General features: G+C 69.6%; 22 protein-coding genes and 1 tRNA gene. All 23 read right to left on the bottom strand.

What is annotated here, in order from left to right; all coding sequences use genetic code 11:
• Positions 1 to 343 precede the first annotated feature (343 nt).
• Positions 344 to 769 (bottom strand): cupin domain-containing protein, encoded by a 426-nt coding sequence (locus tag RB146_10760; GenBank protein MDQ7829455.1) that lies wholly within the window; start codon positions 767 to 769, stop codon positions 344 to 346.
• Positions 770 to 805: 36 nt separating this feature from the next.
• Entirely contained in the window at positions 806 to 1192 is a 387-nt protein-coding gene (locus RB146_10755) for an ester cyclase (GenBank protein MDQ7829454.1), read from the bottom strand.
• A gap of 136 nt (positions 1193 to 1328) precedes the next feature.
• Entirely contained in the window at positions 1329 to 3302 is a 1974-nt protein-coding gene (locus tag RB146_10750) for a winged helix-turn-helix domain-containing protein (GenBank protein ID MDQ7829453.1), read from the bottom strand.
• Between the two features lie 188 nt (positions 3303 to 3490).
• On the bottom strand, positions 3491 to 4561 hold the full coding sequence (locus RB146_10745) for an aminopeptidase (GenBank protein MDQ7829452.1): 1071 nt from the start codon (positions 4559 to 4561) through the stop codon (positions 3491 to 3493).
• Between the two features lie 36 nt (positions 4562 to 4597).
• Positions 4598 to 5380: an SDR family NAD(P)-dependent oxidoreductase gene (locus RB146_10740; GenBank protein ID MDQ7829451.1), complete on the bottom strand. Its 783-nt coding sequence runs from the start codon at positions 5378 to 5380 to the stop codon at positions 4598 to 4600.
• On the bottom strand, positions 5377 to 6906 hold the full coding sequence (locus RB146_10735) for an FGGY family carbohydrate kinase (protein ID MDQ7829450.1): 1530 nt from the start codon (positions 6904 to 6906) through the stop codon (positions 5377 to 5379). The genes RB146_10740 and RB146_10735 overlap by 4 nt, the downstream gene beginning before the upstream one ends.
• Before the next feature lie 14 nt (positions 6907 to 6920).
• Positions 6921 to 7733 carry an ABC transporter permease gene (locus tag RB146_10730; protein MDQ7829449.1) on the bottom strand — a complete coding sequence of 271 codons (813 nt, stop codon included), beginning with the start codon at positions 7731 to 7733 and terminating at the stop codon, positions 6921 to 6923.
• A 107-nt stretch (positions 7734 to 7840) separates the two neighbouring features.
• Positions 7841 to 8785, bottom strand: a complete 945-nt coding sequence (locus RB146_10725; GenBank protein MDQ7829448.1) for an ABC transporter permease — start codon at positions 8783 to 8785, stop codon at positions 7841 to 7843.
• A gap of 14 nt (positions 8786 to 8799) precedes the next feature.
• Positions 8800 to 9636: a BtpA/SgcQ family protein gene (locus RB146_10720; protein MDQ7829447.1), complete on the bottom strand. Its 837-nt coding sequence runs from the start codon at positions 9634 to 9636 to the stop codon at positions 8800 to 8802.
• A 62-nt stretch (positions 9637 to 9698) separates the two neighbouring features.
• Positions 9699 to 10709, bottom strand: coding sequence for a hypothetical protein (locus tag RB146_10715; protein MDQ7829446.1), 1011 nt, complete (start codon positions 10707 to 10709; stop codon positions 9699 to 9701).
• A 47-nt stretch (positions 10710 to 10756) separates the two neighbouring features.
• Positions 10757 to 11650 carry a prolyl oligopeptidase family serine peptidase gene (locus RB146_10710; GenBank protein MDQ7829445.1) on the bottom strand — a complete coding sequence of 298 codons (894 nt, stop codon included), beginning with the start codon at positions 11648 to 11650 and terminating at the stop codon, positions 10757 to 10759.
• Entirely contained in the window at positions 11647 to 12090 is a 444-nt protein-coding gene (locus RB146_10705; GenBank protein MDQ7829444.1) for an ester cyclase, read from the bottom strand. Before RB146_10705 ends, RB146_10710 begins: the two co-directional genes overlap by 4 nt.
• 46 nt (positions 12091 to 12136) lie before the next feature.
• A complete protein-coding gene (locus tag RB146_10700) occupies positions 12137 to 13687 on the bottom strand; it encodes an ABC transporter substrate-binding protein (protein MDQ7829443.1) in 1551 nt (516 codons plus the stop codon).
• 78 nt (positions 13688 to 13765) lie between these two features.
• On the bottom strand, positions 13766 to 14833 hold the full coding sequence (locus RB146_10695) for an LLM class flavin-dependent oxidoreductase (protein MDQ7829442.1): 1068 nt from the start codon (positions 14831 to 14833) through the stop codon (positions 13766 to 13768).
• Positions 14834 to 14839: 6 nt separating this feature from the next.
• Positions 14840 to 15433: a DeoR/GlpR family DNA-binding transcription regulator gene (locus RB146_10690; GenBank protein MDQ7829441.1), complete on the bottom strand. Its 594-nt coding sequence runs from the start codon at positions 15431 to 15433 to the stop codon at positions 14840 to 14842.
• A 412-nt stretch (positions 15434 to 15845) separates the two neighbouring features.
• Positions 15846 to 15921: transfer RNA gene (locus RB146_10685), tRNA-Gly, on the bottom strand.
• Between the two features lie 71 nt (positions 15922 to 15992).
• A complete protein-coding gene (locus RB146_10680) occupies positions 15993 to 16697 on the bottom strand; it encodes a phosphopantothenoylcysteine decarboxylase (GenBank protein MDQ7829440.1) in 705 nt (234 codons plus the stop codon).
• 7 nt (positions 16698 to 16704) lie between these two features.
• Positions 16705 to 17766 (bottom strand): hypothetical protein, encoded by a 1062-nt coding sequence (locus RB146_10675; protein MDQ7829439.1) that lies wholly within the window; start codon positions 17764 to 17766, stop codon positions 16705 to 16707.
• A gap of 40 nt (positions 17767 to 17806) precedes the next feature.
• Positions 17807 to 18478, bottom strand: coding sequence for a hypothetical protein (locus RB146_10670; GenBank protein ID MDQ7829438.1), 672 nt, complete (start codon positions 18476 to 18478; stop codon positions 17807 to 17809).
• Between the two features lies 1 nt (position 18479).
• Positions 18480 to 19811, bottom strand: coding sequence for a serine hydroxymethyltransferase (gene glyA, locus RB146_10665; protein ID MDQ7829437.1), 1332 nt, complete (start codon positions 19809 to 19811; stop codon positions 18480 to 18482).
• 53 nt (positions 19812 to 19864) lie between these two features.
• Complete coding sequence (locus tag RB146_10660; protein MDQ7829436.1) at positions 19865 to 21283, bottom strand: FAD-dependent oxidoreductase; 1419 nt, start codon at positions 21281 to 21283, stop codon at positions 19865 to 19867.
• Positions 21280 to 21975, bottom strand: a complete 696-nt coding sequence (locus RB146_10655) for an HD domain-containing protein (protein MDQ7829435.1) — start codon at positions 21973 to 21975, stop codon at positions 21280 to 21282. Before RB146_10655 ends, RB146_10660 begins: the two co-directional genes overlap by 4 nt.
• On the bottom strand, positions 21972 to 24041 hold the full coding sequence (locus tag RB146_10650; protein ID MDQ7829434.1) for a DUF4127 family protein: 2070 nt from the start codon (positions 24039 to 24041) through the stop codon (positions 21972 to 21974). The genes RB146_10655 and RB146_10650 overlap by 4 nt, the downstream gene beginning before the upstream one ends.
• Positions 24042 to 24044: the final 3 nt, after the last annotated feature.

The raw sequence follows: 24044 nt of genomic DNA, 5'->3' as shown, positions 1-24044 counted from the left end.
CTGCCCCCGGTCTCTTTGTCACCACCGCAGGCAGCACGACGCCCATGCCAACGAGATGCGGACAGCCCGTGGAAAATTGCTGCCCGCACCTGCTCCGGCTGGCTCCCGGGTGCCATCCCTTTGCCCCGCCCGCTGGGGGCAGCACGATGAAACAGGCCCGGGGGCAGGCGGGGGATTGAGGGAGCCGACGGACCACGCTTGCCGGGTCGACCAGCAGACGCTCGAGGCGCGCAATCCGCGCCCTCAGGGCACCCTCGTCCCCCTCACCGCCCCCCGGTCCGGTGACGTGAGCCTCAGCGACGTCGAAGCCGATACGTCGCTTGCGGCGCCCCGCCATGGACGTCTACGGACGAACGGCCGTCGGCCTGCCTTCTTCGGCCGCGTAGACCACCAGGAACTTCACAGGCGTCGTGCCCCGGTTCAGGCCGTTGTGCCAGGTGCCCATGGCTTCTACGTACCCCTGTCCGGCCTGGTACTGCCTGGGTGGATGGCCGTCCGTCTCCACCGTGAACGTCCCTTCGAGGACGTAGACAAAGGTGGGGACGGGATGGCGGTGCCGGCCGACCTCCCCTCCGGGCGCGAGTTCGATGAGGAACGCCCTCACCTCGTTCCGGAAGAGAGGGAAAAGGATCGGCTGCCCGATGGAGGTGGTCGTTGTCTGAAGCACCAGCGAGGATTTGAACCCTTGCTGAGCCCCCGCGCCGGGGCCCAGGACGAAAATGGACGTCATTACCAGTCCCACCAGTCCGAGCCTGATGTTGGTTCTCATGCTCTACCCCCCTTTGCCCCGATTTCGGCGGTTTCCTCACGCGCTGGCAGCGGGAGCGCGGCGGATCCCGCCGATCTGTTCCAGAATGGCCAGCAGATCCCAGTTGACCCAGGACTCGACGATCTGTTGGCCCTGGACGTGGTAGAAACCGCAGCAGGTGGCCGTCCACCGCTTCCCGGTGGGGGGCACGCCCTGAAACAGCCCATGGTGTGTTCCGCGGGCGAGCAGGCGCGCCCCAACGATGTTGGCCTCCGTCACGAGCAGGGTGGGCGTGACCTCGAGGTCTGGGAAGGCCTGGAGGAACGCCATCACCCGATGCCTGAGGATGGGGCTGCTGATCAGCTCGTTGGCGGCGTCGAGGTCCTTCCCGTTCAGGATCTCGTCGAGAAAGTGCTGGACGACTGTTCTGGGATCTCGCGACACCCTTCCCACCCCGCCCGGGTGCGTCCTCGACCCTGCGGTCGGACAGCGAGAGCGTACGCCGGGGAGTCCCCAGTTGAGTGAGGTTTCGATGAGATGCTGGTGAGAACTGCGGGCGGACGGAGTGGCCCGCGGGCGATCAAGCGAGCAGGTGACGCCAGTCCCGTCTGAGCCGGTACCCGACGCCGCGGACGGCCTCGATGACCTCGCCGCGGGTGCCCAGCTTGCGGCGAAGTGCACAGACGACCGCGTCGACGACGTTGCTTCCCCTGCTGAACTTGTATCCCCAGACCTCCTCCAGCAGCTCGGCCCGGGACACCGTCCTGCCCTCGGCGTCCAGGAGGGCCTTCAGCACCCCGAACTCCAGCTGTGTCAGGCGAATCTGCCGGCCGTCCAGGGTCAGTTCCCGGGCCCTTTCGTCAAGGGCCGGTCCCCTGTCGATGCCCGTCTCTGCCGCCACGAGGCCGGCCAGCCAGCTATCGACCGACCCGGGGCCGAAATCCAACACCAGATTGCTGGGATCGAGCTGCGGTGCCACAGCGAACGCTGGTCCCGCCCCAGGCACGGGCAGCGCGCGGAACCCCAGGGTTTCGAGGACCGGCCCCAGGGAAGGCAGGACTGGCCCCGCAGCGTACACCCGGCGCAGATGAGGTCGCAGCGCCATATACGTGCGCTTCACATCCAGCCAGCAGGCGGACCGGGACACGGAGGGACCACTGCCATGTTCCAGGTCGAGGAACTGCCGCAGCCCAATCACCGTCTGCCCTCGAGGGATCGGGTGATCCTGGAGATGCCTCCACCACTTCTGGACCACCGGATCGTCCCGAAGGAGCGGCGGCGCTATCGCGTTGACGTCGAGGAGGCAGTAGAAGGCGATGATCGTCCCGTCCCGGTCCCTGATCACGGAGAAGGCCGAGGGCAGGCGCCTCCACCAGGCCTCAAGCAGTGCCGCGGCCTCCGGTGGCTCGTGCCGCTGGAAGATCTGGCGGATGGCCGAGGCGTCCTCCTGCCTGGCCGGTTCGACGGCGAGCGGCTGCGCCTCGGTGGGGAAGAACGCCTCCCGGACGAGCGGGTTTTCGACCAGGTAGAGCATGTCGGCGGTATAGCGCCACAGGTCCGCGGCCGCCGCGCCGCTCGCCTCCTGACGGAGCTGACGCCACGCCGCCTTCCGGTACTGCCGGTGCCGCTCGGGATCAGTGGACCGCAAAAGGCTCGAGATGGCCTCCTGAACCGTTTCGTGCACGACCAATCCGTCATGCCGCATCTCGACGAAGGGCAGCGCCTGAAGGCGCTCGAGGGCGCTGTGCGGATCCACGTCAGGGAGGAGAGCCCGAAGGAGCGTGAGCGTCGTGCGCCGGACAACCGAGGACGCCGCCAACGCCTGTCGCGTCACCGCATCGGACACGTCGGCGAGGTAGACGCGCGTCAGTTCCTCCACGACGCGATGAGCAGCGAGATCCTCGGTGCCCAGATCCGGCCGTTCTGCGACGGCCCTGGCCGCCAGCTTGATGGCGAGTGGGTGTCCACGGACGAGCGGGAGCAGACGCCGGCCCATGGTCGGCGAAACGCCCGAGCGGATCAGGAGTTCGAGAGCTGCCCCCTGGGGAAGGGGGCCAACGGGCAGCACATCAACCAGACCCTCGAGTTCGGACGAGGCGAGCCAGGCGGCGACCGGCGGCTGGCGCCCGGACAGGATCAGGCGGACGTTGGTGGGCAATGACACCACGAACACCTGCCGCAGCCAGGTGTCCATCAGACGGAACACCTCGTAGTTGTCCAGCGTCACGATCACGACGGGTGCCAGACGGCCGAGACGCGCCGCGGCCTGAGCCACCGTGCGCGTTCGACCGCCCAGGGCCCGCCCCACCTCCTGGAGGAAGCCACGCTCCGTGGGTTCGATCACCCTGCAGTCGAGCGCGACCACCGCGGCACCCGCCCGTCTGGCCCTGGCAGCGAAGGCCACCAACAGTGCGGACTTCCCCACGCCGGCGATGCCGTGCAGGTGGACGATATACCCTCGGGCGTCCTTCCCAAGGAGCTGCGCGAGCCTGCGGAGTTCGGCTTCCCGGCCGACCATGGCCTGAGCGGCGCGCGTCTGAGAGACCTGGGTCATGCGGGCAGGCATCCCACACCCCCTGCCGGGTTGCGCCGCAGCGAGAAGACCGTGGCTCGACTTGGGGCAACGTTCGTGGCGGCCGCCTGCTTTCCCTTTAGCGCTACCGGAACAGGGGGACCGGCGCTCCCGAGAGCTCCTCGAAAGACTCCAGCCTGGGTTGCCACCGGTCACGGTGGCACGGACGGCTAGAATCGAAAGCTTCCGTTTCTAAAGACCTCTTCTCCGTCGAGGCTGATGGTCCCACCTGTCCGCAAGTCCTTCACCACATCCCAGTGGATTGCCGAGTCGTTGGTACCACCGCACTCCGCGTAGGCGCGGCCCAACGCCAGATGAACTGTGCCCCCCATTTTCTCATCGAAGAGCACGTCACCAATGAAGCGGTCGATGCCAAAGTTCACTCCAACGCCGAACTCACCGACGCGTCTGGCTCCCACGTCGGTGTCAAGGATGCGGCACAGGAGGTCGGCGTTGGCGGACGCGGTGGCGGAAACCACCTGCCCGCGCTCGAAGACCAGGCGGATGTCGGGGATCCGCACCCCTCCGTAGACGCCAGGAAATTCAAAGGTGATGACGCCCTCTACGCTGTCCTCCACCGGGGCTGTGTAGATCTCCCCGTCAGGCATGTTGTGACGGCCGTCGCCGATGATGTAAGTCCGACCGACGGTGGAGAAGGTGAGTTCGGTCTCGTGGCCGGTGACTCGCACCGTCCGGGCACGCTGAAAGCGCTCGCGGATTTGCTCGTAGGTACGAGCCTCTTCCGCCCAATCGCGCAGGGTTGCCCGGAAAAAGAACGCCATCATCTCGTCCAGGGGCATGCCGGCCTGCTGGGCCAAGGCCTCCGTTGGGACTCGCATTAGCACCCACCGCGTCCCCTCGTTCCGGGCCCGGGACACTATCCCCATGGCACGCCGGTGTGCTGCGAGGACATCCGCTGGGACTCCCGCGAACTCGTGGGGGCTGCGCGCACCGCGCAACCCGATGTACGCGTCGGCCCAACGGATCTCGTCGAGCTCAGGTTCGGGCACCCAGTTCACCTGGATCTCATTGCCGTACTGCATCAGAGCCCGTTCCAGGTACGCGGAGCCAAACTGCACGTGGGGCAGCCCCCCCGAGCGGATCACAGCCTCATAGACCGCAACCGCCAGGGGAAAGGTCTCCGGCTCGACCATGACGATCAGGACCCGATCCCCCGGCCGGACCTCCGCGGAGTAGTTAACCAGGACTTCTGCCGTTCGCCTCCAGCGCTGGTCGATCACGGCTGATGTCCTCTTGCCTGGCGCCTTCCCGCCGCCTCACTCGGGCTCCCATTCCAGCCCGGCGATGGAGTAGCCGTGGTCTACAGTGAGGATCTGGCCGGTGAGGTGGTCGGAGAGTGACGAGGCGAGGAAGACCACCACACCCACCAGATCCTCAGGGCGGACAAGACTTCCGGTAGGTGTCCGGGTCAGGACCCTTTCCCGGTTGCGGGGGTTCTCCAGCCGAACCTGCATCCGCTCCGTGAGCACCACGCCTGGTGCGACGGCGTTCACGGTAATCCTGTGCGGAGCGAGGGCGACCGCAGTCGCCTTCGTGAACATGTGCAGCGCCGCCTTGGCAGAGCAGTAGGGCACCAGGACGGAGGTCGCCAGGTCAGCCACAATCGAGCCGACGTTCACGATCTTCCCGCCTCCCGCCCGTACCATATGGGGAACCACAGCGCTGGTGCAATGGAACGCCGTGTCCACGTTGGCGGCAAAAGTTCGCCGCCAGAGCTCGGGGGTGACCTCAACGAAAGGTCTGCGCCATGCCCCGCCGGCGTTGTTCACCAGCACGTCGCACCGCCCGAAGTGTGCCACGGTACCGTCCACCACAACCCGCGCCTGCGCCGGATCGGCTAGGTCGCCTTGCAGTAGCACCGCTTCGCGTCCCAGCGCCCGGATGCGTGCTGCCAGCGCCCCGGCCTCTTCGGGTCGGCTCCGATAGTGCAGAGCCAGGTCCGCCCCGGCTTCGGCCAGACCAATGGCGAGACGACGACCGATGCCTCCCGTCGCCCCCGTCAGCAGGATGGCGCGCCCATCCAACATTGGCGCGATCATCTTGGCTTTACCCTCCCCAATCGTTGGAAGATCCCGCCCTGGTCAAGGATCTCAACGAGGTGGCGGTATGCTCCATAGAGGTCTTCATAGAAGGCGGCATGGCGCTGAGTCGGCTCAAAGCGTTCCCGCGGGCGGGCGAAGACCTCTGCCGCCGCGTGAAAGTCCCGGTAGGCCCCCATGGAGACGGCGGCGCAAATGGCGGCTCCCGTCACTGCGGCGTCGGCCACATCGAGAGTCGTGACAGGGAGGCCCAGGACATCGGCGTGAATCTGGTTCCAGACCGGCGAGAGGGAGCCACCGCCGACCAGCCGCACTTCGCTGACCTCACCCCCCGCCTCCCGGACCGCCTCCAGCATCCAGCGGATCTCCAGGCTGATTCCCTCGAGGACCGCTCGGATGATGTGCGCCCGCGTGTGTGCCAGCCCCAGGCCCAGGATGGCGCCCCGAAACTCGGGACGGATGAACGGGGCACTGACGCCGTTGAAGGTGGGAAGCACCAGCAAACCTTCGGCCCCGGGCGGGACCGCCGCGGCCTCTTGGGCCAAGCGGTCATAGGCGGACTCGATCCCTTGCGCGTGCTGTGCCTGATCACGGGCCAATTCATCCCGAACCCACCGGAAGACGGCTCCCGAGGCCTGGGTGTGTCCCTCCATCTCCCAGGCCCCCGTCACCACGTGCGCGCCACAGTTCAGCACCCGTCGAGGATCGAGACGCGGTTCGGCAAGAAAGACCTGAACTCCCGCCGCCGTGCCGATGTTCACCATCACCCGGCCGGGAACGGTCACACCGCTGCCTGCACCTGCACACTGCCCGTCGCCGCCGCCCGCTATCACCCGCGTCCCCACCCGCAGCCCGCACGCCTCCGCTGCTCGCTGCGAGACGGCGCCGGCAACGGTGACCGACGGCGTTATCCGCGGCAGTTTCTCCCGGGGAAGGGCGAGGGCCGCGAGCAGGTCGTCGCTCCAGTCCATCCGACGGATGTCGAACGGGCCGAAGAACGTGGCCACCGAGGTGTCACAGAGGAGCTCGTCGGCGCCGAGCCACCGAAGGTAGAGCGTCTGGGGCGGCCCAACCACCCGGGAGCGTGAGAAGAGATCGGGCGCGTCGCGCTGCAGCCACAGGACTTTCGAAAGCCCGGTGTAGGGGACCAGGGGGTGCCCGGCGGTGTCGTAATAGCGCTCTGGGCCGACCGCCCGGCGGGCTTCTTCCAGTCGGGCGACGCCCCGCTGGTCCATCCAGACGATGTGGTTCGTCAGCGGCTCCCCGCTCCCGTCAAGCGCGATCACCGTTCCCCGCTGAACCGAGAGCGTGACCGCCTCGACCCCCTCGGGGGCCACCTCGGCCCGGGCCAGGGCCTCGCGCAATGCCTCACACTGCAATGCCCAGGTGCGATGAGGGTCCTGCTCGACACGGCCTGCCGCCGGGAAGAGCAAGCTCTGTTCCCGGGAGGTCGAGGCCAGCAGTGATCCGGCCAGGTCGAAGATACCGACCTTGATTCTCGTCGTCCCCAGGTCGATGGCCGCCACGTAGGGTCCCGGCTTCATCCTGCGCCACCAGTTCGTGTCTGTCCCCGCAGGTGCGGATCGGCGAGGTCGCGCAGACCGTCCCCAAGCAGGTTCAATCCCAGGACCGTCAGCATGATGGCCACGCCAGGGAAGATGGTGATCCATGGCGCCCGCTGCAAGAACATCCGCCCCGCAGCGATAATCGTGCCCCAGGTAGGGACATCGGGCGGGAGGCCCGCGCCCAGGAAGTCCAGGGCCGCCTCAGCCAGGACCGATTCAGCAAAGATGAAGGTTCCCTGGACAATCATCGGTCCGCGCGCGTTGGGCAAGACATGCACGCGAATGATCCGCCAGTCGGTGGCGCCCAGGGCCCGGCCCGCCTGAACGTATTCCATCTCGCGCAGGCTCAGCACGACTGCGCGGACGACCCTCGCCATCCGCGGCGTGAAGATGGCGGCCAGGGCAATGACCACGTTCTCCAGACGCTGCCCCGTCGCGGCCATGAGTGCGATCGCCAACAGGATCCCGGGGAAGGCCATGAGGCCATCCACCACCCGCATCAGGATGCGGTCCAACCGCGGGTGGAAGCCAGCGAGCATCCCGATGAGGGTCCCCAGTGCACCCGAGGTGCCCACCACCAGCCCGCCGATCAGCAGGGAGAGGCGAGCCCCGAAGAGGACGCGGCTGAAGATGTCCCGGCCGAGGTTATCGGTCCCGAAGGGGTGGGCCCATGTCGGAGGACTCAATCGGCCGAGCACGTCGAGGGTCGCCGGATCGTGCGGGGCGATCACCGGCGCAAGGAGCGCCGCCAGGGCAACGGCGCTGACGATCGTCCCGCCGATCGCCATCGAGACATTCCGCTGACCCACCCGGACCAGTGTGCGGAGTGACTCCCACCGGCCCCAGACAGGGGAAAGGGGACGCTCGTCAACGGTCAAGCGCTGCTCCGTCACGCTCATACGTAGGTGATGCGAGGATCCAGGTAGACGTAGATCAAGTCCACCAGGAGGTTCACGAGGACGTAGACAGTCGCGGCGAAGAGCAGGACTCCCTGGATGACAGGCAAGTCGCGGCGCAGTACGGAGGAGATCACCAGGAGGCCTACGCCGGGGATCGCGAAGACGGTCTCAACGGTGACCGCCCCGGCGAGCAAGGTCCCCATGGAAAGCCCGATGACCGTGACGACGGGGATCAGGGCGTTCCGGAGGGCGTGCCGGACCAGCACGCGGCGCCCGGGGACGCCCTTCGCCAGGGCCGTTCGGACGTAGTCCTGATGCAGGACCTCCAGCATGGCCGACCGGGTCATGCGGGCGATCAACCCGGACGCGCCGACTCCCAACGTCAGCGCCGGCAGGACCAGCGACCGCAGGGCGGCTGTCCAGTTCTCGTGGAGCGGCACGTATCCTGAGACCGGGAACAGGCCCAGCGCCAGGGAGAAGACCAGGATCAGGTTGAGACCCAGCCAGAAGCTCGGCATAGAGACGCCGAGCAGCGCTACGCCCATCAGCAGCTGGTCGACGAGGCTGTTCCGGCGCACGGCCGAGGCCACTCCTGCTGGAACGCCGATGGCCATGGCTACCACCATCGCCAGCAGCGTCAGCAGCACCGTCGGCTCCAGGCGATTGCGAATGACCTGGGTGACGGGGTCCCCCTCGAAGACGGAGCGGCCGAAATCGGCTCGGAGGACCCGCTGGTACCACCGCAGCAACTGGACCGGCACGGGCTCCTGCAGCCCCAGGTCGCGCCGCAGCTCCGCTACGCGGTCCGGTGAGGCATCAGGCCCCAACATTACCACGGCCGGGTCCCCCGGCGCCAGCCGGACGATGACGAAACCGACCGTCGCCACGATCAGCATGACCGGCACGAGGGCCGCCAGGCGGCGCAGCAGGTAGGCGAACACGAAGGCTGACTCCTCTACTCCCGAACGATTCCCGCCTCCGGTTCATTCTGCCGGAGAGCACGCACGACCCGCATCAGCGCCTCCACACGCCGAGGGTCCACGCGATTCCAGGTCACCCCGTCCACCTTGAAGCCGGTGCCCACGATGGCGCCGTCTGCCACGGCGAGCTTGCGACTCACGTTCTCGACGGTCACTCCTGTGTTGGCCAGCACCGGGACTTCCCCGGCGGCAGCCTTCACCCGTTCCAGAAGCTCATTGGCCACCTCCTCCCCCGTCATCGACCCCGACACGCAGAGGGCCTCAGCCATCGCGCTCATAACTGCCGAGCGTGCCACCGCCTCGATGGGACGCGGCGCCAGAGGGGCGGCGAATTCAGCATTGATGTTGTAGAACAGCTTGACGTTGGCCGCGCCGATGGAGGCGCGGTAGCGCCAGACCCGGCCCGGATCGGTATTCCAGATGCCGAAGTCGCCAGCATAGGCGCCCGTAAAGACGCCTCGGACGAACTGCGCTCCCGTAGCTTTGGCCACGGCTAGCGCGGCGAGCGGATCCCAGAGGACGTCCACGCCGAACGGCACTCGTACGTAGGGCAGGAGGTCCGTAACGATGCGCGTCATGCTCGCGACGACCTCCGGGCCGACGGTCAGCGTGTACGGCCGATCGTTCTCGTTGCAGAAGAGGACGCCATCCACCCCTCCTTCCTGGAGGGCATCCAGGTCAGCCCGGACCCCGCGGACGAGCGTTCGGAGCTCCGTCGACCCACTGAAGAGGGGGGTCCCCGGGAGCGCCGGCAGGTGGACCATGCCGATGATGGGCCGGGTGACAGCGAAGACCTCTTGGAACCAGATCATGACCATACCTCCTCAAACGGGTTCATGGAGCGTGGCGGCACTCGGCACAGCTACGGCAACGGTCATGGGGTTGTCCCTTGACCGAATTGAGGGTGCTGACCGCGCAAGGTCGCGATGAGACCGCTCTGAGGCAGGCCCTGCATGAGCGCGGCGGCTGCCCCGGGATGGATAATGCCGGCCTCGGTGATGATCTCCGTGATCAACGATGCCGGGACCACCTCGAAGACCGGATTGCGCACGGTCACCTGGCGATCGAGAGGTTCACGGATCTCCGGGGGCGGCGCCCTGAGAATGTCCGAGGCCGGCATTTCCCGGATTTGCAGGGGCTCCCCCCAGCGGGTGGTGGGGTCGAATTTGGACGTGTCCGCAGCGACACGGAAAGGGATCCCGTAGCGATGGGCCACGAGCGCCGCGGGGAAGGATCCCACCTTGCACAGGGCGCTGCCTCCCGCAGTCACCGTGTCCGCACCCACCACGGCCGAGGTACAGCTCCGCATCAACTGCCCCATGGCTGCGTCGATCCCGATGGTCACCGGGACCCCCAGGGCAGCCATCCGTGGAATCGTCGTCAGCCCTTCGTTTCCCGGTCGCGACTCAGTAGTGACCAACCGCACCCGTTTCCCCTCACTACGCGCCCGCTCGATCATCCGGAAAACCGTGGAGCTGATGCTGTAGGTGAAGATGACGTCCCCATCCGCGAGCAGAGCGGCACCAGTCGCGGCAACCCGCTCCAGCGCCTCCTCGAGCCAGCCGATGAAGTCTAAGGCAGCCTGTATGGCGTGCTCCCGGGGGGATGCCGGGTCCGATTCCTCCTGGACCTCAATGGCTCGCCCAACGAGGTGCAGCACCCGGGACACCGGTGCGATCGAGGGCGTGACCCTGATGATGGCAGCGAGGGCTGCCGTCATCTCCTCTCGGAACTCTTCGGAGCTCTTCGCGTCGCTTTGTCGAGCCGCCGAGGCAAGCGCCTGGGCTACCTCACGCGCCATGTCAGCTGCCCCGCCGATCAGGTCGTGTTCAATCCGATGGATTACCGTCCGCACAGCGGGGGGGATGGGGACAGAGTGGAACATCGTGCCTCCTATAACGGGGCCGTTAGGGCCCTCTCTCCGTTACGTCGTCAGAGGGCCTTGCGGTGGCGTAGCAGCCAACACAGGGCCAGGTCGTAATCGGCATACTCGTGCAGTCGCCAACCGGCCTCCCAGTCGCCCTGGGACGGAAGGGAGCCGTGACTCAGCGCGTGCTCGTACTCCGCCACTGGGCTCGTCACAGATCGGGACTTGATCTCACGGTAGAGACGTAAGGCGTGGTGCGTAGTTTGCCGCGGCACCACGGTGTCGAAGCGCGTCCAGTAGAGCATCAGGGGAGTGCGCGTGAGTCCCTCCAGGTAGGCAAACCCGCTGCGACGGTGATAGGCGTCCGGCACCTCGTCCGGATCCCCCCCGACTTCGCGAGCGATCCGCTCCCAGGTCCGGTAGGATCGGATGTCAGCCACAGGGCTCGTGCGCAGGTCCTCATACCAGGCGGCCAGGTCCACGACCGGGTTGAACGCGAAGCCGGCGGCGATGCGGTCGGGGTAGCGCCCCAGCAGGACGATCGCCTCGAGGCCCCCCATGCTGAGGCCGCAAGCGTAAACACGGCTGCGGTCCACGAGGAAACCGTGCGCGGGGAGCGCGTCGATCAGGAAGGCCATGTCGTCGATTTGCCCCTGGAAGGCGCAGGACGCCAGCGGCTCGACACGGCCGTGGCCGTGGGGCTGGAGGATCAGGACGCCATAGCGGTCAGCCAGGCCCCTCCACCCTTGATGGGTCCCTCGCTTCAGGCCCTCGATCCCCCCGGAGTAGTCTTGCGCCGCGGTCCAGCCGATCGGGTGCGGAGCGAGGACGAGAGGAAGCGGCTCTCCCAAGTCCGCTCCTGGCGCATGGACATCGGCCTGCTGCAGGGTGCCGTCGTAGGGCGAGTGGAAAGCGATGGTGATGTGCCGGCTGCGATCCGCCGGTGCAGTCCCGCTCACGCCCTTGTCCCATCCCCGTGCCGTAGCCCCAGTTGTTCCTCCGCCGTCTTCTGGTCCAGATAGATGCGGGCGCGGTGGATCTTGCCGTCCTTCAGCTCGAAAAAGACGCCTTCTCGGATCGCAAAGGACCTCCCTGTGGGCTGCACCCCCTTGAGGGGTTTCAGGAAGGTCGCCGTGAAGACATTCTCGACAGCCACCTGGTTGCCCTGAGCCACCATGTTCTGGGTCTCGATGCGGGCGTCGGGGTATGCCTCCAAGAACTCTTCCAGGAAGGCCCGGAACGCGTCCCGCCCTAGCGGCTCCGGGAAGTAGACCTCGTGGGAGGTCGTGTCCTCGGTGTGGAGCGAGAAGAAGCGATCGAGGTCGCGGTCATTGAAGGCCTGGATAGCTTGCCGAATGACCTCCTTGTTCCGCTCCTCCAACGTCTGCTCGGCTTTCACGGGAATCGCCTCCTCCGGGTCAGCACTCTCCAGCAGGCCGTCCCGGCTACCGCTGCAGCCAGGCGTTCCAGTAGTACAGGAGCAGCGGGCCAGTGAAGCCCTTGAGCTCCCGGCGGTAGGGCGAGAACCAGAAGAAGTCCCCGAACTTGATCGCCGGAAACTCGCGGTAGAAAATCTGTTGCCCCTGGCGCCAGAGGTCGGTGCGAACCTTCGGATTACTGTGACGGCTCATCAGGCGCAAGACGCCCTGCATGTTCCGGCTCTCATACCACCCCGGCCAAGTGGGGAGAAGGACCCAGAGGAAGGAGGGGTCGGGTACCGGTGTCACGCCTCCACTAGCGACATCCCAGAGGTCGGGGTTGCTCCAGCGGCTCAACAACGTAGGAAAGTCTACTACCTGCAGGTCGACGGTGAAGCCGGCGCGCTCGAGCATCGCCTTGGCGACTTGCGCGGAGATGCCATACGGCGGGACCGCCATCGACGTGAGCCAGCGCACGGGCTGGCCGCGGTAGCCGGCCTCCTGCAGGAGCTGACGGGCGCGCTCCACGTCCTGTCTCCGGTAGACCTCGGCTCCCGCGTCGTTCCACATCGGGTGCTCTTTGACCATCACACCGGGGTCGACTCGCCAGAACTGGCGCGGGCCCATAGTGCCCCGCATCACCTCCTCCTTGTTGGTGGCCAGGTGGAAGGCTTCCCGGAGGCGCACGTCGGCGAAGAGACCGCGGCGAACGTTGAACTTCGCGGTGAGCCACCAGGGGACGGGGTCGATCCATGGCTCGATGTTCGGGTCGGCCCGAAGGCGATCGTACTCGTCGCTGGGCGCGAACTGGATTTGATGGAACTCCCCCCGCTGCAGCCCGGCGACCCGAACGGCCGTGTCCGGCACGGGGACGAAGAGCAGAGCATCCAGGTAGGCGACCTTCCGTCCAGCCATCCCATCTGGCGGGTCGGTGCGAGAGACGTAGCGGTCGAAGCGCTCCAGCCGATAGTGGCGGTCCCGGATGTGCTCCACGAAACGGTAGGGACCCGTTCCGATAAAACGGCGGATGGGACCGGTCCCTGCCTCCTCGATGACTTCCCGCGGGTAGATCACCGCTGCCTGATGCGGCCATCCCAAAGCCTCGACGAGCAAGCTGTAGGGCTCCGTGAATCGCACAACAACCGTCGACGGGTCAGGGGCCTGCACCTCCTGGACGGAGTTGAAGACGAGCCTTCCCACGGTGCTGATGCGCCCCCAGCGCGTCAGCGACGCCGCGGCATCGGCGCTGGTCATCTCCCTCCCATGGTGAAAGAGGACCCCCCGCCGCAGCGTGATCGTGTATGTCCGGCGGTCGCTGCTCACAGTCCAACGCTCGGCGAGCATGGGCCGCGTCCTGAGCCGACTGTCAACGGTGAACAGCCCCTCGAAGATGTGGGCGGCGACGTAGCCGGCGGTGAACGACGTCGTGAACTGCCAGTCCAGCGTCGGCAGTTCACCGCTGAGGGCAACTCGGAGGGTCCCTCCACGGCTTGGCTGGAGCGCGGGTCCTGCCTGGACGGGCGAGAAGGACGCCACAATCATGCCGATTAAGGCGGCAAGCCTGAGCAGCTTTCTCACCGGATCACCTCCATTGGTCTCGTCCGCTGCACAGTGGTGGTGGACGGTCCGCCCGCCTGCTGCGGCCGGCCGCCCGAGTCATTGGTCCACGAGCCTTGGGACGAAGTATTCCGCCATCAGGCGGAGCTGCTCGCCGGGGTCGACACCTGCAGGGAAGACCCCCACGGCCTCTGTCACGCCGGCCTCGCGGTACCGCTCCAGCACCTCGAGGCACTCCTCGGGGGTCCCGGCTACTGAAAAATCGCGCACAAAGGCATCGCTGATGACCTCCCGGGCCGTCCCGCCGCTGGAGAGGCGCGCGTAGAGGTCCTCGAAGATCCCAAGGTCAAACTCGCCCAGCTCTGCAACACGCGCCCAGTGAGTCGGATCGGGGCCATAGGAATGGACGATGAAGAAGGCCAGCATCTCCTTGATGCGGTCCTTGGCGCGGCGTCCGTCCAGGTCCACGCACATGGGGAAGTACTGCACAACCTCGAAGTCATCCAGCGCGCGCCCGGCGCGCGCCGCTCCTCGGCGAATCAGCCGCAGGCTGTTCCGGACGTAGGGAACAGGGCAGAGGATGGAGAGAATTACCCCGTCACCCAGTTCTCCCGTCTGTTCGAGGGAGCGTGGGTACATGGAGGCGACGTAGATCCGAGGATTCCGATACGCCGGCGTAAAGTCGAGCCTCACGTCCTCCACGCTGAACTTGCGCCCCGCATGGCTGGCGGTCCCTGTGGTCAGCAGCTGACGGACGATGACCACCGTGTCCCGAACCGCGCTCAGCGGGCGAGTGAAGGGGATGCCCTGCTTGGCTATCGGGGGCTCCCAGGAGGCACCCACACCAAGGATCGCACGGCCACCAGCCAACTCGTCCACGGCGGCGAATTCCATGGCCATCCAGACCGGTGGATGGTCGTAGGGGTTGACCACACCCAGGCCGATGCGGATTCGCTCGGTCGCCCAGGCACAGGCCCCTGCGGTGGGCATCGCCCCCCGGAAGAAGGGTTCGTCGGTGATCCAGATGCTTGGGATACCCAGCGTATCCGCGTACCGAGCCAGTTCCACCGTGCGGCGGGTATCCAGGTCCCCCAGAACGAGGAAGCCGATGCCGCGGCGTCCCGGGGGACGGGCAGAGGCAGCCGAGCTCGCCTCGACGTCCGGCATCTCCCTTCAGGCCAGCGTCAGTCGGATCCCCATCTCGGAAAGGGCTTGCTGCCACTCCGGGGCGAGGTCGTTATCGGTGACGACATGGTGGACTTGGCGCAGATCACAGACGTGGACGAGGCTAACCCGGCCGAACTTGCTGGAATCGGCCACCAAGATGACCTCCTCCGCGGCTGCAATGGCGAGGCGTTTGATGGGGACCTCTGCGGGGGAGGCGTTGCCGATGCCTTGACGGTGGTCGACCGAGTCGGCACCGAGGAAGAGACGGTTGACATGGAGCTGACGCAACATCTCCTCGGCGAACGGGCCGACGACCGCGTAGAGCTCTCTGCGAACCTGACCCCCTACCACCAAGACATCCACCGTGGGGGAGTCGGCGAGGTCGAGAGCGGTCGGGAGGTCAAGGGCCACTGCGGTTATTCGGCGGGTGCGCGCAAACCGGGCAACGCTGCGGGCAGTCGATCCGGAGTCGAAGATGACCGTATCCCCCTCGGCAATCAGGGCAGCTGCCGCCCGGCCAATCCGCTCCTTGGCCTCCTGACGTAAGCGCACTTTCACGTTGTACTGAGGCTCGTAGGCGGTGCTGTGGGTGATGCTCATGGCCCCGCCTCGGGTCCGCACGATGAGCCCCTGCCGTTCGAGCGCGCGCAGGTCCCTGCGAACGGTTGGAAGGGACGCCCCGACTCGCTCAGCCAGGGCCAGCGTCGTCAGGCCCCCGTTTAGCTGGATCAGGTCGAGGATGACCTTCCTTCGATCAGGAACAAACATAGAAGAATCATAGAACGCTCAGAAGTTATACACTAATTGGGCATGATCGATCAAATTTTGTCAAGAGTTGAGTTGGGAGAGAAGTTGCTCCCTGAGAGAGGCGCCGTGCAGAGGGCTCCCAAAAACCTAATGCCGCTGCCGGCCGGGCTCCCCTTGCAGGGTTTGCAGGGGCTTGCCAAGGGCGGATTCAGGATGGGATGAACGCGACGGGACGCGGGTCAGAATCCGCGTCCCGACTGGGTGATGGAGCGGGCGACGGGATTCGAACCCGCGACCCTCGGCTTGGGAAGCCGATGCTCTGCCAGCTGAGCTACACCCGCTCGCTACCCTGCAGTATAGCCCGGACCAGGGGGGCAGGCAAAGGGGAACCCTGGGGATGCCAGGCAGCGCCTCATCGCGGCGAAGCCCGCCGACCCTCGGACCCGCTGGCACGGGGCCCCAGGCGCTCCTCCAGGAGCCCCACCAGCGTGCGGGCGATGGCCTCCTTGCCCTCCGCCACCGCCACCACCTCGCCGCTGGGGTCGACGAAGTACCCGGTGTGGCGGCCCGCCTCGATCTCCCGCTGATCGTTGGCCACCACCAGGTCGGCGCGGCTCTCCCGCAGCAGGCGCAGCGCGCTGGCCACCAGCTCCTGCCGCGGCTTGCCCACCTCCAGCTTGAACGCCACCAGGAAGGTCTGGGGCGCCAGCTCCTTCACCAGGCGCACCGCCTTGGGCGTGGGGACCAGCCGGACGACCCACTCCTCCTCCGAACCGGTCTTGCCCGGGCGCACCTGGGCCGGCGCGAAGTCCAGCACCGCCATGTTGTGGACCACGGCGTCGTAGCCCCCCGGCAGCTCCTGCCGGAAGGTGTGGATGAGGTCCTCCACCGTGTCCACGGCGACGAAGGCCAGGTGGTCGCGCATCCCCCCGCGCACGGTGGGCAGCACGCTGGGGCGGCCGTGCACGTAGGTCACCGAGGCCCCGCGCTGCAGCGCCTCCTCGGCCACGAAGGCCGGCAGCCGTCCGGTGGCCTTGTTGGTGATGTACCGGATGGCGTCGAGGGGAGCGCGGGTGGGGCCCGCGGTGATCAGGAGCTTCCGGCCGCGCAGGCTCACGCCGCCATCATACCCTGCCCGAGCGGACCCCGGCCCGACGCACGCGCAGCCGCAGGCCCCGCGGGGCCGGGCGGCAGTCCAGCACCTGGAAGCCCGCCTCGCGCAGTGCCGCCTCCACGGCGGGCTTGCGCCCCTCCCGCACCAGGAGCAGCACGCACCCTCCGCCGCCCGCCCCGCACACCTTGCCGGCCGCCGCCCCGGCCAGCCGCCCGACTTCCAGCGCGCGCTCCACGGCCGGCGTGGAGACGCCCTCCGCGAGCTGGCGCCGCTCCTGCCACTCCTCCTCCATCAGGCGGGCGACCGCGGCCAGGTCGCGCGTGCGCAGCGCCTCGGCCATGGCCCAGGCGATGCGTTTGATGGCCCGCAGTCCGCGCACGGTCTGGGGCACCCCGTCCAGGTAGGCCTTGATCATGGCCCAGTTGGTCAGGCCCGAGACGTGCGGCTCGCCGGTGAAGGCCAGGACCAGCCGCTCGGCCAGCCCGTCCAGGCGGCGCGGCGGGAGGAGGGGCGTGACGCGCTCTCCGTCCACCCCGAAGCGGATGGCGTTGAGGCCGCCGCAGAGCGCGGCATAGTAGTCCTGCTTGCCGGTGGGCGCGGCGATGGACTGCGCCTCCAGGCGGGCGGCCACGTCCACCAGGTCGCGGCGGATCCCCCGCCGGCCGCGGCGACGCTCCCCGGCCGCCAGCAGGGCCACCAGCAGCGCGGAGGAGGCGCCGAGCCCTGAGCCGCGCGGGGCCTCCGCCCGCGTCACCACCCGCGTGCGGGCCGGCAGCCGGGTGTAGCGCACGGCCCGCGCCACCAGGTCCAGCGGCCCGCCCACCGGCAACGCCGCCGCGTGCGGGGCCTCCACCCCCATCCCCAGGTCCTCCGAGTAGAGGGCGACGCCGGCCGGGTACGGCTCCAGCCGCACCCGGCCGTAGATCCGGACGGCCAGGTTCACGGTGACGACCTCGCCCTCCAGGACCGAGATGGGGTAGATGTCCAGCGTGCCACCGGCCAGGTCGACGCGGTTGGGCGCGGCGGCCTCCACGATGTACCCGGGGCGCCGCCGGGGAGGCGCCGTCGCCACGGTCGCCATCAGCGCAGGGGGCAGCGGGCGCCCGCCGCCATCATCCCATCACCCGGTCGAGGGCGCGGCGGAACTGGGCGGTGGCGGCGGCGACGCTGGCGGGATCGGCGCCCGTGACCACCGCGCCGATCATCACCGCCCACACCCCGGGGATGGCGAAGTAACGCTCCAGGTCCTCGGGGCGCAGCCGCCGCTGGCTGGGGACGATGAGGCGGCGCCCGCTGGCCTCGGCGGCCTGGGCCAGCGCCACCAGGTCGCCCGCCACGGGCGGCCGGCCGTAGCCGTCGGGTGGGACCAGCGCGGCCTCGGCCCACTCCCCCGGCAGCGCCCGCAGCGCCGCGAGCGCCGCCGGCGGGAAGTCGTGGGGGATCGCCGGGATCACCGGCACCCCCGCGTCGTAGAGGTAGAGCGGCAGCCGGGTGAGGTAGGCGTCGAGGAAGGCGAAGCGCCGCAGCGCCGGGACCTCCTCGGGCCGGACCATCTCCTCCTCCCCGGGCACGAGCCCCACCGGCACTCCCACGCGCAGCACGCGCTCCAGGCGGTCCATCTCCACGGCGAGGGGGCCGAAGACCGTCCCCGAGGCGCGGTGGCGCACGTTCACGTGCGCCTTGAGCAGGTCCGCCCCGCCGTCGGCCGCGGCGCGCGCCAGCGCGGGGTCGTTGCGGGGCAGGCTGACGATCAGCAGCCCGCGCCGGTCGTACCAGGCCGGCACCCTACGCCTCCGTCCCCGGCACGGGGAAGGCGCGGCAGAAGTCGCGCACCGCGTCGCGGATGCGGGCCAGCGCCTCGTCGGCGGCGATGGCGGCGCGGAAGGCCCGCAGGGCCTTCGCCCGCTCCTCGCGCCCTTCGGGCAGCGTGAAGCCGCTGATCCGCTCCGCCACCTCGGCGATCCACGCGGCCAGCTGGCGCATCTCCCCCTCGCGCATGCCCCGGGTGGTGGCCGCCGGCGTGCCCAGCCGGATCCCCGACGGGTAGAAGGGGCTGCTGGGCTCGCCGGGGATGGTGTTCTTGTTCACGGTGATGCCGACGCGGTCGAGGGCCTCCTGCAGGAAGATGCCGCGCCCCGGGCCCGTCGGGGTGAGGTCGACGAGCAGCATGTGGTTGTCGGTGCCGCCGGTGACCAGGCGGAACCCGTGCGCCAGCAGCGCCTCGCCCAGGGCCCTGGCATTGCGCACGACCTGCCGGCCGTACTCGACGAACTCCGGCTGCATGGCCTCGCCGAGGGCCACGGCGATGGCCGCCGTCTGGTGGTCGTGCGGGCCGCCCTGCAGGCCGGGGAAGACGGCACGGTCGACCTTCTCCGCCAGCTCGGGGTCCTTGGCCAGCCCCTTCTCCGTCACCAGGATCATGGCGCCGCGGGGGCCGCGCAGCGTCTTGTGGGTCGTGGTGGTGACGACGTGGGCGTAGGGCACCGGGCTCTTGTGCACCCCGGCGATGACGAGGCCGGCCACGTGGGCGATGTCGGCGGCGAAGTAGGCGTCCACCTCGTCGGCGACGCGGGCGAGCTCCTCGAAGGGGAACTCCCGCACGTAGGCGGTGGCGCCGCACCAGATCAGGCGCGGCCGGTGCTCGCGGGCCAGGCGCCACACCTCGTCCAGGTCGATGTAGCCGTCGGGGCGCACGTGGTAGGGGACGCTGCGGAAGAACGACCCGGTGACGCTGACCGGCCACCCGTGCGTCAGGTGCCCGCCGTCGGGCAGGTTCTGCCCCATGATCACGTCCCCGGGCCGGCAGGTGGCCACGTAGACGGCCAGGTTGGCCGGGCTGCCCGAGTAGGGCTGCACGTTGGCGTGGGGCGTGCCGAAGAGGCGGCGGGCGCGCTCCTGGGCGAGGCGCTCCACCGCGTCCACGTGCTCGTTGCCGCCGTAGTAGCGCCGGCCAGGGTAGCCCTCGGAGTACTTGTTGGTGAAGACGGTCCCCAGCGCCTCCAGCACGGCAGCGGAGACGTAGTTCTCCGAGGGGATCAGCTCGACGCCCTCGAGCTGGCGCCGCCGCTCCGCCTGCAGGATCTCGAAGACCTCAGGATCGCGCTCGCGCAGGCTCATTCAGGCACCTCTCACGACCCCCACAGACGCCTCGCCCTGCCGGGGCCGGTCCACTATCCCAGGAACGCCCCGGCCCGCCGCAGGCGCGCCTGCAGCTCGCCCACCGCCACCTCCCGCGGCCCCACCCCGGCGCGGGCGCCCATGGCCGCCGCCGTCCCCGCGGCCTGGGCGATGGCCATGACGATGGCGCTCACCCGGAAGGCGGCGAAGGCCTCGTGAGTGGCGGAGATGCACCGCCCGGCCACCACCCAGTTGTGGCCGCCGCGCGGGAGCAGCGACCGGTACGGGATGGTGTAGAAGTCCCCTGCGGGCAGCCGCATCGCCACCAGGCGCGCCGAGGCCGGGTCGTGGATGTCGATGGGGTAGGCGCCGCAGGCGACCGCGTCCTCAAACTTCCGCCCGGCCAGGATGTCTTCCTGTGTCAGCACGTAGTCTCCGATGATGCGGCGGGTCTCGCGTACCCCGATCTGCGCCGGGGTCTCCAGCAGGTAGGCGCCGGCGAAGCCGGGGACGCGGGCGCGCAGGAAGTCTACCACCTGGTAGGCCTGGCGGCGCCCCTCCACCTCGGCGGCGGCCAGGTCGCGCCCCACGGTGCCGAGCCGCCCCAGCACCCGCGTCGTGTTCACCACCGCCTCCCCCGGCCGCACCCCCTCGAAGACGAGGAGGCGGTCGCGGGGAACGGTCCACTCGCCGCTGGCGCGGGCGGCCTCCACCAGCGTCTTGAAGCCGGCGAAGCCGCGGACGGGCAGGCGGCGCAGCCACTCCACGTCGAGGCGCTCCCGCACCCCCTGCCCGTGCTGGACCTCCTCGGGGTGCTCGCCGAGGTAGGCCATGACGGCCTCCCAGTCCACGCCGCCGAGGCGCATCATCAGCGTCATCGGCTGGACGCGCCCGTCCGATGGCCGGCCGACCTCGGCCGCCCCGCCAGCGCTGACGGTCAGGTCGGCGTCGCCGGAGGCGTCCACGTACACGGCAGCCTCGAGGCGCTTCACCCCGTCCTTCTGCCAGACGCGCACCGCGCCGATGCGCCCGTCCGCCGCCTCGGCCTCCAGGAAGACGGTGTGCAGCCACAGGTGCACCCCCGCCTCCACGGCCAGCTCCAGCAAGACGCGCTTGAGCCCCTCGTAGTCGAAAGGGGTGACGGTGTAGGCGAAGTCCACCGGGTCGGGGACGTGGCCGGGGGAGGCCCCCAGCGCTACCAGGCGGTCCACGATCTCCTGGGGGATCCCCTGCACGACCTGGCGCTCGCCGGCATGGAAGCCCATGATCGGCGCCACCATCGCCGCGGTGAGGGTGCCGCCGAGGAAGCCGTACCGCTCCACGCACGCCACCTGTGCCCCCTCGCGCGCCGCGGCGACGCTGGCCACGGTGCCGGCCGGCCCGCCGCCGATGACGACCACGTCGTAGCGTTCACCCGGCTGTCCGGGCGCCGCCCGTGGGATCTCCGCCCCTGCGGGGCCGCGAACGCTCACGGGCGGCGCTCCTCCGGAACCAGCCTCCCTGGTCCGGCTGGCCGAGACCCGCGCATGGCCGCGACAGAACGGTCTCGAGCCCCTGAACGCTCCTGGGCATGCACGAGGCCCGCCATCCGGCGGACCGCCCGCTGCAGCTCGGCGGCCATGGGCCCACCTTCCCGTTCCAGGAAGATCCGGGCGGCCCGCCGGTAGTACCAGAGGAGGTCACGCGGACTGCGCGGCCGGAAGCGCTCCCAGACCCGGTCTCCCACCCGGGCGTGGTCCGCCAGGATGGCCCGGGCGTTGTGCAACTTGTCCGCCAGCGAGACCCTCAGCACCTCGCGCGGGACGTGGCGCAGGTGGGCCAGGTAGGCCTCCTTGCGCAGCCGCCAGGGCGGTTTTGGCTCGTCGACCGTGTCGGTGCAGCCTTCGACGATCGCCAGCACCCGCGGGCCGAACCTGCGCCTGATCTCGGCCCGCCGCACTGCGACGGGGACCCCACCGCGGTCCTCCAGCGCGTCATGGAGGAGGGCGGCAACGGCCTGTGCCTCGTCGCCGCCGTCCTCGAGCACCAGGGCGGCCACGCCCAGGAGGTGCGCGACGTAGGAGACGCGGGTCCCCTTGCGGGGCTGCTTCGCGTGCCAGCGGACCGCGCAGCGCAGCGCCGCCTCGAACCGCGGCGACGAGGCAACGGGGCGGGGACCGGTCATCCCGGCACCTCCCGCTCGGCCCGCGCCTCCACCTCCCGGATGAAGACGGACTTCGCGAAGGTGTCGCTGTGGGTGGTGACGTGCCCGGCGGCCAGCTCCCGCTTCAGCCGGGCGTAGGCCGCCGCCTCCTCCGGGTGGGCTCGCAGGTAGTCGCGGAAGCGCAGGTACCGCTGCCAGAAGGGACTTCCCACCACGACCGCGTGCACCTGGGCCACCCGCTCCCCGCGGGCGTTGTTGCGCCGGAAGTAGCGGCGGTTGGGCATGGAGACCTCCAGCTCGGGGACGTACTCGTACCCGAGGCGGCCCAGCGGCTCGACCAGGCGGTCCAGGTCCTCGAGCCGGGCCACCCCGATCATGATGTCCAGGACCGGCTTGGCCGCCAGGCCGGGCACGGCCGTGCTCCCCACGTGCTCGATGCGCGGGGCGGGATGGAGCGCAGCCAGGGCGTCGGCCAGCAACGCCCGCTCCGACTCGAAGAGCGCCGGCCAGCGCGGGTCGTAGTCCACCACCACCGGTGGGCGCGGCTGCGGGCCGGTGCCGCCCAGGGAGAAGTCCACCGCCGCCTCGAAGAGACGGTTCCACGGGAAGCGCACGCCCTGCACCTCGACCGGCGCGCCGAAGGTGCGGGCGAGCGGCGGGGCGACCTGCTCCCGGAAGAGGCGCAGGGCCGCCGCCTCGAGGGTCGGGCGGCCGTCGGCCAGGTGGGACGGGCTGACCCCCTGCTCCAGCGCCAGCGCCCGCAGCGCCGGCCGCACCACCGCCTGGTAGCCCCAGTCGTCGAGCAGGCGGGCCAGCAGCATGCGGCGCGCCGCGCGGTCGGAGCCGTTCACGGTGGACCGTCGCAGGTGGTAGACGACCACCGCCTGGGCCAGCGCCGAGCCCAGGGTGTTGCTGGCGGTGTTCCACCCGGCGTAGGCCACGATGCCGGCGAAGGCGCGTTCGGTGAGCAGCCGCTCCACCAGCCGCCGGTCGGCGCCGTTGGCGAAGCGCACGTCCGCCAGCGCCACCACGCGCTCCTCCCGCACCGCCCCCCGCACCTGGTCCGCGGCAGCCGCGTCCTCCGGCGCCCACTCGCCGGCGACGTCCGGCTGCCCGTCCTGTCCCATCGCCTCCTGCTGCTCCGGGCCGGCGACGTTGTGCACCCACAGGAGGATGTCCTCGTCACCTTCCACCGGGCGGCAGCCGCAGGTGGCCACGTGCTCCAGGACCGTCCGGGCCAGCGGCACGGACTCGTAGCGGGGGACCAGCCCGGCCGCCCCGGGCGCCGTGTACAGGACCCGCACGCGCGGCGCCTCGCCCGTGGCCTCGTTCAGCCAGCGGGCGAACAGCCGCGCCCCCAGCTCGTCCGCGCCGGTCGTCACCGCCGCCGTGCGCGCCTCCAGCGCCCGCGCCAGGCGCTCCAGCACCTCGCGGTCCTGGCGCGAGAGGCTGCGCGGGGTGGCGTCGTCCTGCCCCACCAGGAGCGCGCGCAGGCGCCCGCGGGCCGCCGCGGCCAGCAGCTCCACCGCCACCAGCAGGTGGCGCTGCCGCTGGCGCAGGAGCGCGTCCACCACCGAGCCGGGGAGGCGGTCGGCCGCTTCCTGCACCGCTCCGTAGGCCTCCGGCCCCGCCGCCCGGAAGGCGTCCACGGCGGCCATGTAGGCGTGGAGCGCCTCGCCGTACTCCTCCCAGTAGGCCGGGTCCTCCTCTCCGCCACCGGCGACCGGCGTGCGCAGGACCACCGCGCCCAGGTAGGTGGGGATGCGCGCCGCCAAGGCCTGCACCCGGTCGAGCCAGGGGAGGAGGGCGCGCCAGGGGCGGACGGACTTGCGCGAGGCGACGAGCCCGCCGAAGCACAGCATCTCAACGGCGGCGATGCAGGCCACCGGGGAGCTGCGCGCCGCCTCGGTGTCGATCCACGCCCACAGCGCCTCCAGGTCGGCGGCGCGGTAGCGGTCGCCCAGCAGCTCGAGCGGCGGCGTCCGCACCTCCACTCCGGCGGCGCGGGCCAGGTCGAGGACCGTCTCGCGCGTGGCCGGCCGGTCGTCCAGCGGGACGAAGAGGAGCGGACCGGGCGGCGTCGCCATGCC

It is taken from the genome of Armatimonadota bacterium (genome assembly GCA_031081585.1).
Taxonomy (GTDB): Bacteria; Sysuimicrobiota; Sysuimicrobiia; order Sysuimicrobiales; family Humicultoraceae; genus Geohabitans; species Geohabitans tengchongensis.
This window is presented reverse-complemented; position numbering and strand designations above follow the sequence as displayed.